14 protein-coding genes and 3 pseudogenes are annotated in these 12,538 nt (G+C 43.1%); 11 read left to right on the top strand and 6 right to left on the bottom strand.

Annotated features, from left to right (window positions below):
* Position 1 precedes the first annotated feature (1 nt).
* Positions 2-292, top strand: a complete 291-nt coding sequence (locus tag IM462_RS18930; RefSeq protein WP_046662919.1) for a DUF3288 family protein — start codon at positions 2-4, stop codon at positions 290-292.
* A 137-nt stretch (positions 293-429) separates the two neighbouring features.
* Here the strand turns inward: IM462_RS18930 and IM462_RS18925 are convergent, their stop codons facing one another.
* The gene (locus IM462_RS18925; RefSeq protein WP_287704580.1) at positions 430-1,425 is read right to left on the bottom strand and encodes a glycosyltransferase; all 996 of its coding nucleotides are present in this window, start codon (positions 1,423-1,425) and stop codon (positions 430-432) included.
* A gap of 118 nt (positions 1,426-1,543) precedes the next feature.
* Between IM462_RS18925 and IM462_RS18920 the strand changes: the two are divergent.
* The 6 genes and pseudogenes from IM462_RS18920 to IM462_RS18895 all read left to right on the top strand — a co-directional run.
* A pseudogene (locus IM462_RS18920) lies at positions 1,544-1,651 on the top strand (helix-turn-helix domain-containing protein); the annotation flags it as partial.
* 54 nt (positions 1,652-1,705) lie between these two features.
* Positions 1,706-2,128: pseudogene (locus tag IM462_RS18915) on the top strand (transposase family protein); the annotation flags it as partial.
* Positions 2,113-2,235, top strand: a pseudogene (locus IM462_RS18910) (IS5/IS1182 family transposase); the annotation flags it as partial. The pseudogenes IM462_RS18915 and IM462_RS18910, both read left to right, overlap by 16 nt.
* An 835-nt stretch (positions 2,236-3,070) precedes the next feature.
* On the top strand, positions 3,071-3,313 hold the full coding sequence (locus tag IM462_RS18905; RefSeq protein WP_287704578.1) for a hypothetical protein: 243 nt from the start codon (positions 3,071-3,073) through the stop codon (positions 3,311-3,313).
* Between the two features lie 53 nt (positions 3,314-3,366).
* On the top strand, positions 3,367-3,561 hold the full coding sequence (locus IM462_RS18900; protein WP_149987411.1) for a hypothetical protein: 195 nt from the start codon (positions 3,367-3,369) through the stop codon (positions 3,559-3,561).
* Between the two features lie 26 nt (positions 3,562-3,587).
* Positions 3,588-4,838: a nif11-class peptide radical SAM maturase 3 gene (locus tag IM462_RS18895; protein ID WP_287704576.1), complete on the top strand. Its 1,251-nt coding sequence runs from the start codon at positions 3,588-3,590 to the stop codon at positions 4,836-4,838.
* 178 nt (positions 4,839-5,016) lie between these two features.
* Here the strand turns inward: IM462_RS18895 and trpA are convergent, their stop codons facing one another.
* On the bottom strand, positions 5,017-5,811 hold the full coding sequence (gene trpA, locus IM462_RS18890; RefSeq protein ID WP_193956052.1) for a tryptophan synthase subunit alpha: 795 nt from the start codon (positions 5,809-5,811) through the stop codon (positions 5,017-5,019).
* A 263-nt stretch (positions 5,812-6,074) separates the two neighbouring features.
* Between trpA and IM462_RS18885 the strand changes: the two genes are divergently transcribed.
* Entirely contained in the window at positions 6,075-6,992 is a 918-nt protein-coding gene (locus IM462_RS18885; protein WP_287704575.1) for a glycosyltransferase family 2 protein, read from the top strand.
* Positions 6,993-7,106: 114 nt separating this feature from the next.
* Here IM462_RS18885 and IM462_RS18880 read toward each other — a convergent pair whose 3' ends face one another.
* The 3 genes from IM462_RS18880 to IM462_RS18870 all read right to left on the bottom strand — a co-directional run bounded on the left by IM462_RS18880 (position 7,107) and on the right by IM462_RS18870 (position 9,034).
* Positions 7,107-7,439: a BON domain-containing protein gene (locus IM462_RS18880; RefSeq protein WP_287704573.1), complete on the bottom strand. Its 333-nt coding sequence runs from the start codon at positions 7,437-7,439 to the stop codon at positions 7,107-7,109.
* Between the two features lie 22 nt (positions 7,440-7,461).
* On the bottom strand, positions 7,462-8,367 hold the full coding sequence (locus tag IM462_RS18875) for a CoB--CoM heterodisulfide reductase iron-sulfur subunit B family protein (protein ID WP_287704571.1): 906 nt from the start codon (positions 8,365-8,367) through the stop codon (positions 7,462-7,464).
* Between the two features lie 316 nt (positions 8,368-8,683).
* Positions 8,684-9,034, bottom strand: a complete 351-nt coding sequence (locus IM462_RS18870) for an STAS domain-containing protein (RefSeq protein WP_104395459.1) — start codon at positions 9,032-9,034, stop codon at positions 8,684-8,686.
* A gap of 359 nt (positions 9,035-9,393) precedes the next feature.
* Here IM462_RS18870 and IM462_RS18865 point away from each other — a divergent pair, with 359 nt between their 5' ends.
* From IM462_RS18865 to IM462_RS18855, 3 genes are all read left to right on the top strand, one after another.
* Entirely contained in the window at positions 9,394-9,588 is a 195-nt protein-coding gene (locus IM462_RS18865; protein WP_002761266.1) for a hypothetical protein, read from the top strand.
* A gap of 264 nt (positions 9,589-9,852) precedes the next feature.
* A complete protein-coding gene (locus IM462_RS18860) occupies positions 9,853-10,197 on the top strand; it encodes a hypothetical protein (protein ID WP_287704569.1) in 345 nt (114 codons plus the stop codon).
* A 78-nt stretch (positions 10,198-10,275) separates the two neighbouring features.
* A complete protein-coding gene (locus tag IM462_RS18855; RefSeq protein WP_287704567.1) occupies positions 10,276-11,493 on the top strand; it encodes a DUF790 family protein in 1,218 nt (405 codons plus the stop codon).
* A 94-nt stretch (positions 11,494-11,587) separates the two neighbouring features.
* On the opposite strand, the gene IM462_RS18850 is transcribed toward IM462_RS18855, so the two are convergent.
* Positions 11,588-12,049 (bottom strand): Hsp20/alpha crystallin family protein, encoded by a 462-nt coding sequence (locus IM462_RS18850; protein WP_287704565.1) that lies wholly within the window; start codon positions 12,047-12,049, stop codon positions 11,588-11,590.
* Between the last annotated feature and the right edge of the window lie 489 nt (positions 12,050-12,538).

Raw genomic sequence — 12,538 nt, 5'->3', positions numbered from 1 at the left:
TATGGCTAGTAAAAATCAAGAACAACAACATCCACAGGAAAGACTCGATCGCCCGATTGTTGATCAGCTGCTGCAATCAGAACCTAATGATTTAAACTTAGCTGAATGCGCTCGTTTACGCATACGTTATCAAAACTTTCCGGGGGCAAGAGAAATCCAAAGAGATTTAGATTTAATCCTAGAAAAATGGCAGTTAGATGAAGCTAGTTTATGGGCAAAAACTCGACAACTGCACAGTCATGGACAAGTGTATCAAATTCGCCAAAGCGAGGAGCAACAGGATTGGAGTTAAATTAAGCTATAGGGTTGAAAAAAAACAAGAGATAGCGGTGCGGAAAACCTTAACTATTACCTATTACTTGTTCCCTTTCATCTTATCTCAGGAAATAATATTGATGTCTGGAACGGATCATAAAGGAAAGATCACTGCTATTTAAACAGTTTTTTCTTAAGTTTAGCCAGAGAACTCTGCATCCATAATTTTTTAAGTCGCAGGGGTTCTAAACCTTCTATATCAGCCGGATAGCGTTTTTTAATATCAAAGAAATCATTAATTTCTCTTAAAATTGTTTCAAAACGTGGTAGTAATTTTTCGGGATGATAATCATCGATAAAATTAGCCGGTAAAGAATTAACGGGAAAATTACGGGCATAATTAATAATACGTTCTAGATCGTATTGAGTAGAATAAGCCCCGATTTTTTGACAATTGAAACCGGGATCGAGATAATCGGCTAGGGCGCTATTGACGCTAGAAAATACCGTACAACCACAGGCTAAAGCTTCCAGGGGCGGTAAGCCAAAACCCTCCGTTAAACCGTTTACAGCCCAATATTCAGCCGAATCGTAGAGATAAACCCGACTGCGATTGAATAATCCCACTAAATCCTCCACATAGCTATCTAAAACCTTAAGGCGACAGTGGGGACGGAGGGCGGGAACTAGACGATTGAGAAGATACTTTGAGGATTTGCGCCCCTGTACTAAGACATCGATATCCCTTTCTAAGCCTAAATTGAGAAATTCTGAGCCAATTTGATTAGGAAGATAGTAAATCAAAGCATTAGGAGCTTTTTCTCCCCAATAACCCATAGTATTACGGCTAACGGTTATAATTGGTATTCCGGGTGGTAAACGGAAGCCGTAACCTGTACTATGGGCATGATAAATGATATTATGCGATCGCAGTTTTTGCACCAGTTTAGGAAGATCAAAACCCCAGCTAACCACAAAAATACTGTCATCTGAGTTTATTTTCGCGAGTATATCCTCTAAAAAAGGATAATTTAACTCTTTTTGACGATAAGTCACAATCTGGGCGGTACAAATTTGACTAGCCAAATTGACGGTTTTCATTTCTGCCCACAGTCCACCCCCACCAAAAGGAGAAGTAGTACCGGGCAAGAGAAAATAGAGGTTTCTCATCGGGATAATAGAAGTTTTAGTTAAGCGGTAGTCTGGAGACTTGGCTATTCTATACTTAATTATTAAGGCGTGAGGTATCTAAAGGCAATAGCCGCTCGAGCCTAGATATTATTAAATTATGTTTGCCACTGATAAATACTTAGAATTATTAAAGCAATACCCTCCTCGTCCTATTGACAATGAGGAAGACTTAGAAATGATGCAGGAGGTTATTAATCGCCGGCTCTTCTAAGTTCTGTGTGAGCATGGTATAATGATAACACAGAACAGGAGGTGGGTTATGTGGATAAATTTTGATCAGATCCTCGATTTACCAAATGTAACAGTGGTCAATTATCAAAAAATTGATCAGACAATTTTCCTAAAACTCGTTTTCTTAAATGAAACAATTGAATGTCCGAATTGCCATCAAATCTTGGACAGAATCAATCAGACAGAGTACAATCTAGTCAGAGATTTATCAATATTAGACAGTCGGGTATATTTAGAAGTACCACGCCGCTAGTTTCATTGTCAAAAGTGCCAAAAGTATATTAGCGAAAGATTGAGTTTTATGAGATTAAGACAGCATCATACAATCCGCTATGAATCGATGATTTATGAGAGAGTAAAAAATTGTAGTATCGAATAAATAAATCGAGAAGAAGGGTTAGGATGGGAAGAAGTTGAGTTAATATTTAATGGAACCTCAAAATCTTTAAAATCTTATCCTGTAAATATCGGAATCGTCGTCGAATATATAGTTTAAGAGTTAACCTGTTGGCGGCTATTTATAACTATGAGTTAGGGATAGGTATAGCAACTTCTTAAAAGTTGCCAAACATTAATCAAGTCAAGGAGAATTTATTCTCAATTATAAAAATTGAGATAGTTTGTGCCGCTTAAATAAAGAGGTTTTGATAACCAAAAAAAAGCATATCTAAAGAGTTTTGAGTTAAAAGTAAAACTTCAGGTTTTTATTCAGCACAAATGAACTAACTGGCTAATTTTTTGGGGAAAATTAGTTAACCCATGATTATAACATATAATTAATTTGCAAGAGTTCTAATCATCTACTATAGCGTTTCCTAAGCTAGTGAGGTACACATATTTTTCTTCCCTTTTGCCTTTTGCCGTTCGGAATTCGGCGTGAGACTTCGGACGTTCGGCGAGCTCAGTGGAAGGCTCAGTAGTTCGACAGGCTCACTAACAGGAAGGCTCAGTAGTTCGACAGGCTCACGGACGAAGCCTCTTGCCCTTTGCCTAAAACCCATAACTTTTGTACCTCAGCAGACTGAAAACTATATATCCATTGATATTAGCAAGGGGTTTTTAATACCTAATTACTCTATTTTTGTTCGGATGAGAAATGAACTAGAGATTCTATGACCTAGAATACGGAGATCGCTTAAGTAAAAATACTCGAAAAAATCGCTATTTTTTGAACTTAAATGATTGTTTTAAGTTCAATTAGTCTTTAAAAATATCTTGTTTTTTATTGCGAGGTTCCATAGTATTAAATTCAGAGAAGTAGCTCGACAAGCCTGACAACTCTTGCCAAGACTTTTCTATCGATGTACGGATTACTGGCAGATCGTCTCGTGGATTTCTAATTCCAACCGACGCATAAATTTTATCGAGTATTAAACCTAGTAAGGAGCTAATCATGTCTTTTGATCGCACCCCGAATTTTACCGAAAAACTAGCAACCGATCCCGATTTTCGTTTAAAGGTTTTGGACGAAATCGCCAACGATGACGAACTCAAAGACTTAACCGAAGAAGACTTAAAAGCGATCATCGGGGGAGGTCTGAACATACACCAAATATACGGCTCTCCTTTGCCTTTCCCCTTTATAATCGTTCGACCGATGTACGGATTACCGGCAGATCGTGTCGTGGATTTCTAATTCCAACCGACGCATAAATTTTATCGAGTATTAAACCTAGTAAGGAGCTAATCATGTCTTTTGATCGCACCCCGAACTTTACCGAAAAACTAGCAACCGATCCCGATTTTCGTTTAAAGGTTTTGGACGAAATCGCTAACGATGACGAACTAAAATTCCTGACTGAAGAGGATATTAAAGCTATCTTTGGTGGTAATCGTAGTAAGCATCAAGATAAACAACCGTACGGAAGTGTTCGTCCACTTTAGCCTAGTAGTTATCTATAGACACGCCCATGACCGAATACCGTCGCATCAGCTACGCCGTGTGGGAAATTACCCTGAAATGTAACCTCGCCTGTCAACATTGCGGTTCCCGCGCCGGCCACACCCGTAGCCACGAACTTACCACCGAAGAAGCCCTCGATCTCGTCCGCCAACTCGCGGAAGTGGGGATAAAAGAAGTCACCCTGATCGGGGGAGAAGCCTTCCTCCGTCCAGACTGGCTCGATATCGCCCGGGCGATTACCGACGCCGGCATGATCTGCGGTGTCACCACCGGCGGCTACGGCATCACCCTCGACACCGCCCAAAAGATGAAAGACGCGGGGATCAAAGTTGTCTCCGTCTCCGTGGACGGATTAGAAACTACCCACGATCGCCTGCGGGGGAAACCAGGTTCGTGGCAATGGGCTTTCCGCACCATGGGCCACCTCAAACAAGCCGGTATCCCCTTCGGTTGCAATACCCAGATCAATCGTCTTTCTGCTCCCGAATTTCCCCGAATCTACGAAAAAATCCGCGATGCGGGCGTATTTGCCTGGCAGATCCAGTTAACCGTCCCGATGGGGAACGCCGCCGATAACTCGGAAATTCTCCTGCAACCCTACGAACTCCTAGAACTATACCCGATGGTCGCCCGTGTCACCGAGCAAGCGCGACGCGAGGGGGTAGACGTACAACCGGGCAACAATATCGGCTATTACGGCCCCTACGAACGTTTATTGCGGGGAGGGGACGCGTGGACATTCTGGCAGGGCTGTAGTGCCGGACTGGCGGCACTTGGTATCGAGTCCGACGGAGCGATCAAAGGCTGTCCCTCGCTTCCCACCGCGGCCTATACTGGGGGCAATATCCGCGATCGCTCCCTACGCCAGATTATCGAAGAGGCCGAAGAACTGCGCTTCAACCTCGGTGCGGGAACCCCGAAGGGAACCGATCATCTCTGGGGATTCTGTAAAACCTGCGAGTTCGCCGAACTCTGCCGCGGTGGTTGTAGTTGGACGGCTCATGTTTTCTTCGATCGCCGAGGCAATAACCCCTACTGTCACCACCGAGCATTAAAACAAGCGGAGAAGGGAATCCGAGAGAGATTCTACCTCGATCGCCCTGCAGCGGGAATTCCCTTCGATAACGGCCAATTCGCGCTGGTAGAAGAACCCTTCCATTCTCCCCTAGCCAATGATCCCCTCGCCTTCAGTGCCGACGCGATCCAATGGCCAGAAAGCTGGCAAAACAAAACCCCCGTACTCACCCCCACAATCTAACCATGAACGAGAACCCGAACCCTATCCCCGCCATCCTACCCCGATCGGCGTGGGAGAGCCAGATCGCCTATCTCCGGGCTGTATTCCGGGCGAAAAAAGCGCTAGATGAAATTGAACGAATTCAGAACGAGAAGACATGAACGCTCGCTCTAATCCGCATCCACTAACCCCTCATCCCTCACTGAATCGCCTGTTTTAAACTACGGCAGAATTCTTCGAGGGATTTTAACCCATCGCTGGGGGAATTATCGGCTAGACGTTTAACCATGGCACTGCCGACAATTACCGCATCAGCACCCCAGTTTTTCACCTGTAGTGCCTGTGTCGGGTCAGAAATGCCAAATCCTACCCCCACGGGTTTATCGGTGACAGAACGGATAGAATCGAGCAATTCCTCCACTCTGGTGGCCACTTGGTTCCGCATTCCCGTCACTCCCGTGACACTCACCAGATAAATAAAACCTTGGGATTGCCTGGCGATCGCTTGTATTCGTTCCGGGGGACTGGTAGGCGCTACCAATAAAATCACTTCAATTCCCTTAGCGGCAGCCGGTTGCAGCAGACTTTCCGCTTCCTCTAGGGGTAAATCGGGAACCACCAAACCACTCACCCCGGCTGCTTTTATTTGGTCTAAAAAGACATCTATCCCGCGATGATAGATGGGATTATAGTAAGTAAAGAGAATAATGGGAGCTTTCACCTCTCCCTGGGCATTTTTGACGATTTCTAGCACATCTTCCAACTTGACACCCCGATTTAAAGCGCGGGTGGCCGCCGCTTGAATAACCGGACCATCCGCGAGAGGATCGGAATAGGGAACCCCCAACTCGATCAGATCGGCCCCTGCCCGGTCTAAAATGCGTAAAGCTTGGGCAGTAGTAGATAAATCGGGATCACCGGCAGTGATAAAGGGAATCAAGGCACAATTCCCCTGGGAACGGAGAGAACGAAAACACTCGGAAACAGCAGTCATCGAAAATTACTGAAGACATAAAGCACCGTCTATTATCTCATGGCGGGGAATAGCTCATCGCCGGCCGCCCCAAGCTCGGTTAAAGAATTTTTCAAGTAATACTTAAGGAATATTGACAAAATAGTGATCGAGGATAGAATGAGCGCAGTCTGATAGTTTTGAGAAAATCTCTTCTATAAACTGGTTTTCATTCCGCTTTTTCCAGTACAAAATAGGACTACTACCCGATCGAGTTTCGTATAATCAAACACCATATTATATCTATGTTTTCCATTTACATTCTCACCCATAACGAAGAAATTGATATTGCCCCCTGTGTAGAATCGGCACTTGTATCCGATGATGTGATTGTGGTTGACTCCTACAGTAGCGATCGCACAGTAGAGATTGCTTCTCGTTATCCAGTGCGCGTGATTCAGCATCAATTCGAGAGCCATGGTAAACAAAGAACTTGGATGTTAGAAAATATCGAGACTAAATACGATTGGGTTTATATTCTCGAAGCAGATGAAAGGATGACACCCCAACTCTACGCAGAATGTCTGCGTGCCACGCAACAACAGGAATTTACTGGTTTTTATGTGGCCGAAAGAGTTATGTTTATGGGAACTTGGATCCGTCGCAGCACCCAGTATCCCCGTTATCAAATGCGTCTATTTAGAAAAGATCAAGTCTGGTTTAGCGATTATGGTCACACGGAAAGAGAAGAATGTCGGGGAAAAACCTCTTTTTTACAAGAAACCTATCCCCACTATACCTGTAGTAAAGGTTTAAGTCGTTGGATTGAAAAACATAATCGTTATTCTAGCGATGAAGCAGCAGAAACCTTACATCAGTTGGCTAACGGTGGTGTTAGTTGGAAAAATTTATTTTTTGGTGAAACCGAAGTAGATAGACGGAGAGCTTTAAAAGATTTATCCCTACGATTGCCTTTTCGTCCCTTGCTTCGTTGGTTTTATATGTATTTTATCCTAGCAGGAATTCTCGATGGTAAAGCTGGTTTTGCTTGGTGTACTTTGCAAGCTTTTTATGAGTATTTGATCCTCTTAAAAGTAGCAGAAATGAAACAGGGTTTACCCACTCCCCCAGAACTGAGAAATCGTTCTCATCCTCCACAAAATGGTAACAATAGTAATTCCCATAAGCCCGATTTCGTCTCCCTAAAAGGAAAAGCCGATTAACATTCAACCATTATTAATCAGTCAGCAATCACCTAACAACAACCTAGAGACAAAAAACAATGCCGGTCCACCTACTGAGTGGTTAATTTTCACGGGGAATATAGACGGAAGACTTCACCCAATAGTTACTTGACTGCTATCGACGCTGGTTGCCCCATGGACTTTACTGGCGATCGCAACCATTTTATTTAAAGTCGCCTGATTGGAAACCTTGCCTTTTAGTACAACTTTACCACCAGTTTGAGCGACCCACAATTTGTCTTCATCAGCTAAATCCGGTGTCTCGTCAAAAGCTAAAACTACTCGTTTAGCTAGTCCGCTTTCGTCGTATTTTCCATCTAATCCGACTCTTTCGGGGGGAATACCCGCAGCAGCGGCTTTCCCTGCGATCGCACTAGCGGCATCTGCCGGTTTATCTAAGCCAAAAATTCTTTTTAACCAATCCATTGCTAACACTCCTGATTGAGTTCTAAAACCCCAATTTCTTTAAGAGGGATTTGGTCGAAACGATGTGTCGATCTAATCCTAAACGATCGGGACTGACTCCCACCGCTAAAGCGACTAATTGGGAAAAATGTAACACAGGTAAACCTAAACTTCGACCGATCACTTTTGCCACTTCCGGTTGTCGGGAATCAAGATTAAGATGGCATAGAGGACAAGGGGTGACTAAACAATCGGCCCCGGCTGCCATCGCCTCTAAAATGTGTTTTCCTGCCATTTGGAACGATTGGGTGGTGGCATAACTGGACAGGGGCCAACCACAGCATTGAGTGCGTCCTTGATAATAAATCGGATTCGCCCCCACGGTCCGAAAGACATTTTCTAGGGATTCCGGCTGAAAAGGATTATCGTAGGGGAGAGTATCCTGGGCCCGCAGGAGATAACAACCATAAAAACCGGCACAATTTAAGCCTGATAAGGGACGAATCACCTTGGCCGCCAGATTATCTAAGCCATAATCGCCCACAATTGCCCAGAGTAGGTGTTTAACCGTCGTCGTACCTTGGTAGGGGGAACAATGTTCTTTCTGTAAATAATTATTAACTTCCTCAACATAATTGGGATTATTATGCTTTGCTTCCTTCAAGCGCTCATCCACATGACCGATCACTCCCTGACAGGTGCTACAGTGAGTCAACAGGGGTAAATTGAGGGCTTCCGCTAGGGCAATATTGCGTGCATTGACGGCATCTTCCAAGAGTTGCGAATCTTCCTTATAGGTTCCCGAACCACAACAGGCAGCTTTTTTGAGTTCGACTAAATTAATCCCCAAAGCTTCCGTCAGGGCTGCCGTGGATAAATATAGTTCCCGACAGGCACCTTGAGCGACACAACCGGGAAAATAAGCATACTGGAGATTGTTGACTGTCATGGATTCTAGGAAATTACTACTGATTACCTATCTATCATCTTGGACCCCTTCCCCTCCGTCATCACTAAAGTCATGGAATTTCTTAACAGACAGTCTTTTGTGAGCTGCTCCGGACAAGTGTAGGGTAGTTTGTCCCCGGAAATAATATCCCAAAAAGAAAAGAGCCATCTCAACAGTATAATGGCTCTCCTTGAGAAAAATTGTTGTCCTGAGGAGTCGATTGTACAAATGGGAATCTGCCCAGTCAAGAGGTGATTTACTGGTAGAATTGAGAGTGCAGCCGAGAAATTACGGCGAGAAACCCTATTTTGTCTGCTTACGCTGCTTGGGGGAGGGTGATGACAGCACCAAAGTCAGCACGGCTAGGGAAAATCGAGAGAACCCGGTCCAGTTGGGTTAATTCAAAGATAATCTTGACTGAAGGTGGAATAGAACAGATATTGAAGGATTTTTCTTGACTTTGAGCCAGACGAAAGGCGGTAACTAAAGCCATTAATCCGGCACTGTCGAGGAATTCCACCCTACTCATATCCACGAGAAAAGTGATAGAGCTATTCTGGTTCACCAGATTGGTGAGCTGCTCTTGAAATTCTAGGACGTTAGCGGCGGTAATATAGCCACTTGGCTCAAATAGAGCTATTTCTGGGACTTTTACAGGACTTTTCATGGCTGGGCTTTGAAATTCATAAATGAACCTTTTAACTGGAAATCAGATACCGCTATTATGTCCTAACTTTCTGATTTTGCAACCCCGGTCTCGATAAATTTTCTCTCTCCTGAAAAGATTAATCTTTTTTTAATCTTGACCCCTATAGGGAGGAACCGATTTTAGGTTAGCCTTAGGATCCCAGTAGTAAAGAGGAACAGTGATCAGGACTGACTAGGGTGAACATCAGGGGAAAGTCGTTAGGTTTAAGCTCTAACTCCGAATAACTGATGATGACCCAGAATGATACTGGTATTTTTGCTAAAATAAAGTAAAGCAAGATACAAAAACTAGATTTATTGAGCTAGAGTAAGGAAATTGTGGATACCCAGCCGACTATCCGCCAATTAGTGGAGCAAGCCCTATATTATCGTCAAATCACGCCAGAAATCGAAAACGGAATTAATGAACTCCTCGCTCGTCTTGGCTACGTTTCCGATGTGGATTATGAGGCCCTCGAGTTACTCATGGATGAAATGGACGAAGGCCGGATTAATCTCGTTCCGCGTCGGTAAATTCAGTTATCAGTTATCAGTTATCAGTGGCGAGTTTTCAGTTCACTGATGGACTTTCGGTTCCTGCTTATGCAATGGACGGGGTTATAAGGGATGAAACCATTATAGAGAAAGACATTTAGCGATCACCTGATCGAACCGGACCTAGTAACGAAGAACCTGACTGATTACTGTTTGCTGAACCATCCCCCAAAACCCAATTTCCCCAAATTTCCCCAAATTAATATAATTAACTTCAGGCTTTCTCTTAACCTGATTTTTTCGATGATTCCTTTAACTCTTAATCTCTTGCAAGGTTCCGTTACTTTTCGTTTCAGTCCCAGTGCTGCTCTGGATTTGCAAAGGGAAATTAACATTTTACTCGATCGCCTGAAAGCGATCGCTAGTAATGCCGCTAGTGGGGGTAAACCCCAACCCCAAAAACCGATGGAATATCAGCACACTGGTGATGTGTTTCTGGAAGTGTTTTGTAATCCCAATATTTATCCGAATCCTTTTTCGGCTAAAGTTTTGTTAACGGTTCGTGATGATCGCCTACGCTTAACCACAGAAGCGGAATTAACCCGTGTGATCGAGGATTTAGAGCGTTATCTCGACCAAAATAGTTAGAAGCGGGGGATTTTTGGGGTTTCGACCTTTCCTTGTCGTCCCACCTCTCCCCATCTGATTATTCTTCTCTAGCTTGCCATGTTACCGACCGATTTATTGATTTCCCGTCAAAATGGCGAGACAATTATTCCCAAACGCTTACCGCTCGCTGGCGACTATCTGGTGATCGCCAAAGAACAAATCAGTTGTTTTCAGGAAAGTATCGGTGCAACTAAGGGAGAATTAAGCCAAAAACTCCTAATCTTGGAGGGAGACAGTCCCGATTATAAAATTAAACGGGGATTTGCTCACCTATTAACCAATCATTTTGCCACCTTTGAGATTATTAGTCCCTTAGAACCGCAGGAATTAAGAAAAAGAGTTTTTGAACAAGCGGCTAACTTTGTTCCTATTCCCCAAAATCGATCGCTAATTCTGGGGAAAATTGCCCAGCAACTCAGCCAAGAATTAAATCAAGAAATTTTCCCAGTGGCTCTAGAAAAAGGACTCTATGCTGATTTAGCGGAGAATAAAATTCTCACTCAATTTGATGCTCCCACCCCCGAAAACTTAATTCATCGTTTCAACCTCTCGCAAATTCAAGGTATTTTTTATCGGGCCAGTTATTTAATTATCAACGTCCACCGCAACGATCCGGGGGAATATAAATATCTCTTTCGCTATCTAAAACTATTTCGTTTAATGACTTATATCGAAGGGGATGCCGACACGGGATTTACTATTACTATCGATGGTCCCACCAGTTTATTTAAAGCTAATAGTCGTTATGGCATTGAAATCGCTAAATTAATCCCTGCCTTACTCCATGTTACTCACTGGAATCTGAAGGCACAATTACAGTATAAAGATTCCTATACAGGAACTATTAAAAAACAACAGTTTAATTTAGAGGATAACTGTGGTCTGGTCTCCCACTATTCCCCGGGTAAACCCTACGATAGTATGTTAGAGGAATCTTTCGCTAAACGTTGGTTACAGTTAAAGACTGAATGGCAGTTAGAAAGGGAAGTGGATTTAGTGCCTTTACCCGGAGGAGTGATGATTCCCGATTTCCGTTTAGTGCATCCCGATGGTCGCGTTTTTCTCCTGGAAATTGTTGGCTATTGGCGACCAGAATACCTACAAAAGAAATTTTTACAGGTTAAATCGGCCCAAGCAAATAATCTAATTTTAGCCGTATCGGAACGGTTAAATCTAGAAAAAGCTGGAGTTAAATTTCAAAATCTACCCGCTCAGGTTATCTGGTTTAAAGATAAATTATCACCCCAAGCAGTGTTAGAAGTTTTAAATGATTAGGAAGCTAAAAGCGGAAGTATGATTTAATACTCCCGCTTTGGTTTAATCAGACTAGGTTAACCTTTTTGCTCAAGACCGGACAATGAGAGCTACATCATTGAGCAATGGCAGGATTGATGGACACTTTCACCACTTTATTTTTTTCTTCTTCCGCTTTCGGGAGGGTGAGATTGAGAATGCCATCTTTGTATTCAGCAGTCACGTTATTGTTATCAACCCGAACCGGTAGAGGAATAACCCGATGGAATTTACCATAACGGAACTCAGTGCGGGTAAATCCTTCTTCTTCGGTTTTAATTTCCGATTTCCTTTCACCATTAATGGTCAGACTATCGGCTGTTACTTCCAGGTTGAGGTCTTTGGCTTCCATACCGGGTATTTCCAGTTTAAGCTGAACTGCCTCTGGCGTTTCGGTCATTTCCGCCGCCGGGACGAAGGATAACCCCATTTTTTCGCCATCGCCTACATCAGTCGGCACAAGACGGTCAAACAAGCGATTCATTTCTTTCTGTAGGCTTTCTACTTCTCTGAAAGGTTCCCAACGTATAAGTGCCATATAAGTCACCTCCGAAGTTTTCTTGACGCTAGAGATGTTGGTTTATCTCTACACTTTTAGGGTAGATAAAAGATTCTCTGACCGGGGTAGGGTTTTCGCTATTGAGTTTTTCCAGATTCCCGTACTATCTCCTATACTAGAGCTAGGTGAAAAGGTTTTTAGCGGGGAAGTGGGGTGTGGGGTGTGGGGAACTTTTTCAGTCAAAAGTAAACAGTAAACTAAAAACTCACATCTGATAACTGATAACTGATAACTGACTCCACCAACAAACTTTTTCAGCAAAACCTAATTATTAGAATTCTTGCAAATTAATTATATGTTATAATGATAGGCTAACTAATTTTCCCCAAAAAATTAGTTAACCAGTACATTCGTCCTGAATGAAAACTTGAAGTTTAACTTTTAACTCAAAACTCTTTAGATATGCTTTAATTTGGTTATCAAAACCTCTTTATTTAAGCGGCACAAACTATCTCAATTTTTATAATT

This window comes from Microcystis sp. M144S2, assembly GCF_020246065.1.
Lineage (GTDB): Bacteria > Cyanobacteriota > Cyanobacteriia > Cyanobacteriales > Microcystaceae > Microcystis > Microcystis ichthyoblabe_A.
Note: the sequence above shows the minus strand (reverse complement) of the source record. Positions and strands in the feature narration are given on the sequence as shown.

Bases quoted from the DNA above. Each gene is read 5' to 3' on its own strand.
- IM462_RS18925 (WP_287704580.1), bottom strand. From the start codon at position 1,425: ATGAGAAACCTCTATTTTCTCTTGCCCGGTACTACTTCTCCTTTTGGT.
- IM462_RS18870 (WP_104395459.1), bottom strand. From the start codon at position 9,034: ATGAAAAGTCCTGTAAAAGTCCCAGAAATAGCTCTATTTGAGCCAAGT.
- IM462_RS18875 (WP_287704571.1), bottom strand. From the start codon at position 8,367: ATGACAGTCAACAATCTCCAGTATGCTTATTTTCCCGGTTGTGTCGCT.
- IM462_RS18930 (WP_046662919.1), top strand. From the start codon at position 2: ATGGCTAGTAAAAATCAAGAACAACAACATCCACAGGAAAGACTCGAT.
- IM462_RS18885 (WP_287704575.1), top strand. From the start codon at position 6,075: ATGTTTTCCATTTACATTCTCACCCATAACGAAGAAATTGATATTGCC.
- IM462_RS18905 (WP_287704578.1), top strand. From the start codon at position 3,071: ATGTCTTTTGATCGCACCCCGAATTTTACCGAAAAACTAGCAACCGAT.
- IM462_RS18900 (WP_149987411.1), top strand. From the start codon at position 3,367: ATGTCTTTTGATCGCACCCCGAACTTTACCGAAAAACTAGCAACCGAT.
- trpA (WP_193956052.1), bottom strand. From the start codon at position 5,811: ATGACTGCTGTTTCCGAGTGTTTTCGTTCTCTCCGTTCCCAGGGGAAT.
- IM462_RS18880 (WP_287704573.1), bottom strand. From the start codon at position 7,439: ATGGATTGGTTAAAAAGAATTTTTGGCTTAGATAAACCGGCAGATGCC.
- IM462_RS18860 (WP_287704569.1), top strand. From the start codon at position 9,853: ATGATTCCTTTAACTCTTAATCTCTTGCAAGGTTCCGTTACTTTTCGT.
- IM462_RS18895 (WP_287704576.1), top strand. From the start codon at position 3,588: ATGACCGAATACCGTCGCATCAGCTACGCCGTGTGGGAAATTACCCTG.
- IM462_RS18850 (WP_287704565.1), bottom strand. From the start codon at position 12,049: ATGGCACTTATACGTTGGGAACCTTTCAGAGAAGTAGAAAGCCTACAG.
- IM462_RS18855 (WP_287704567.1), top strand. From the start codon at position 10,276: ATGTTACCGACCGATTTATTGATTTCCCGTCAAAATGGCGAGACAATT.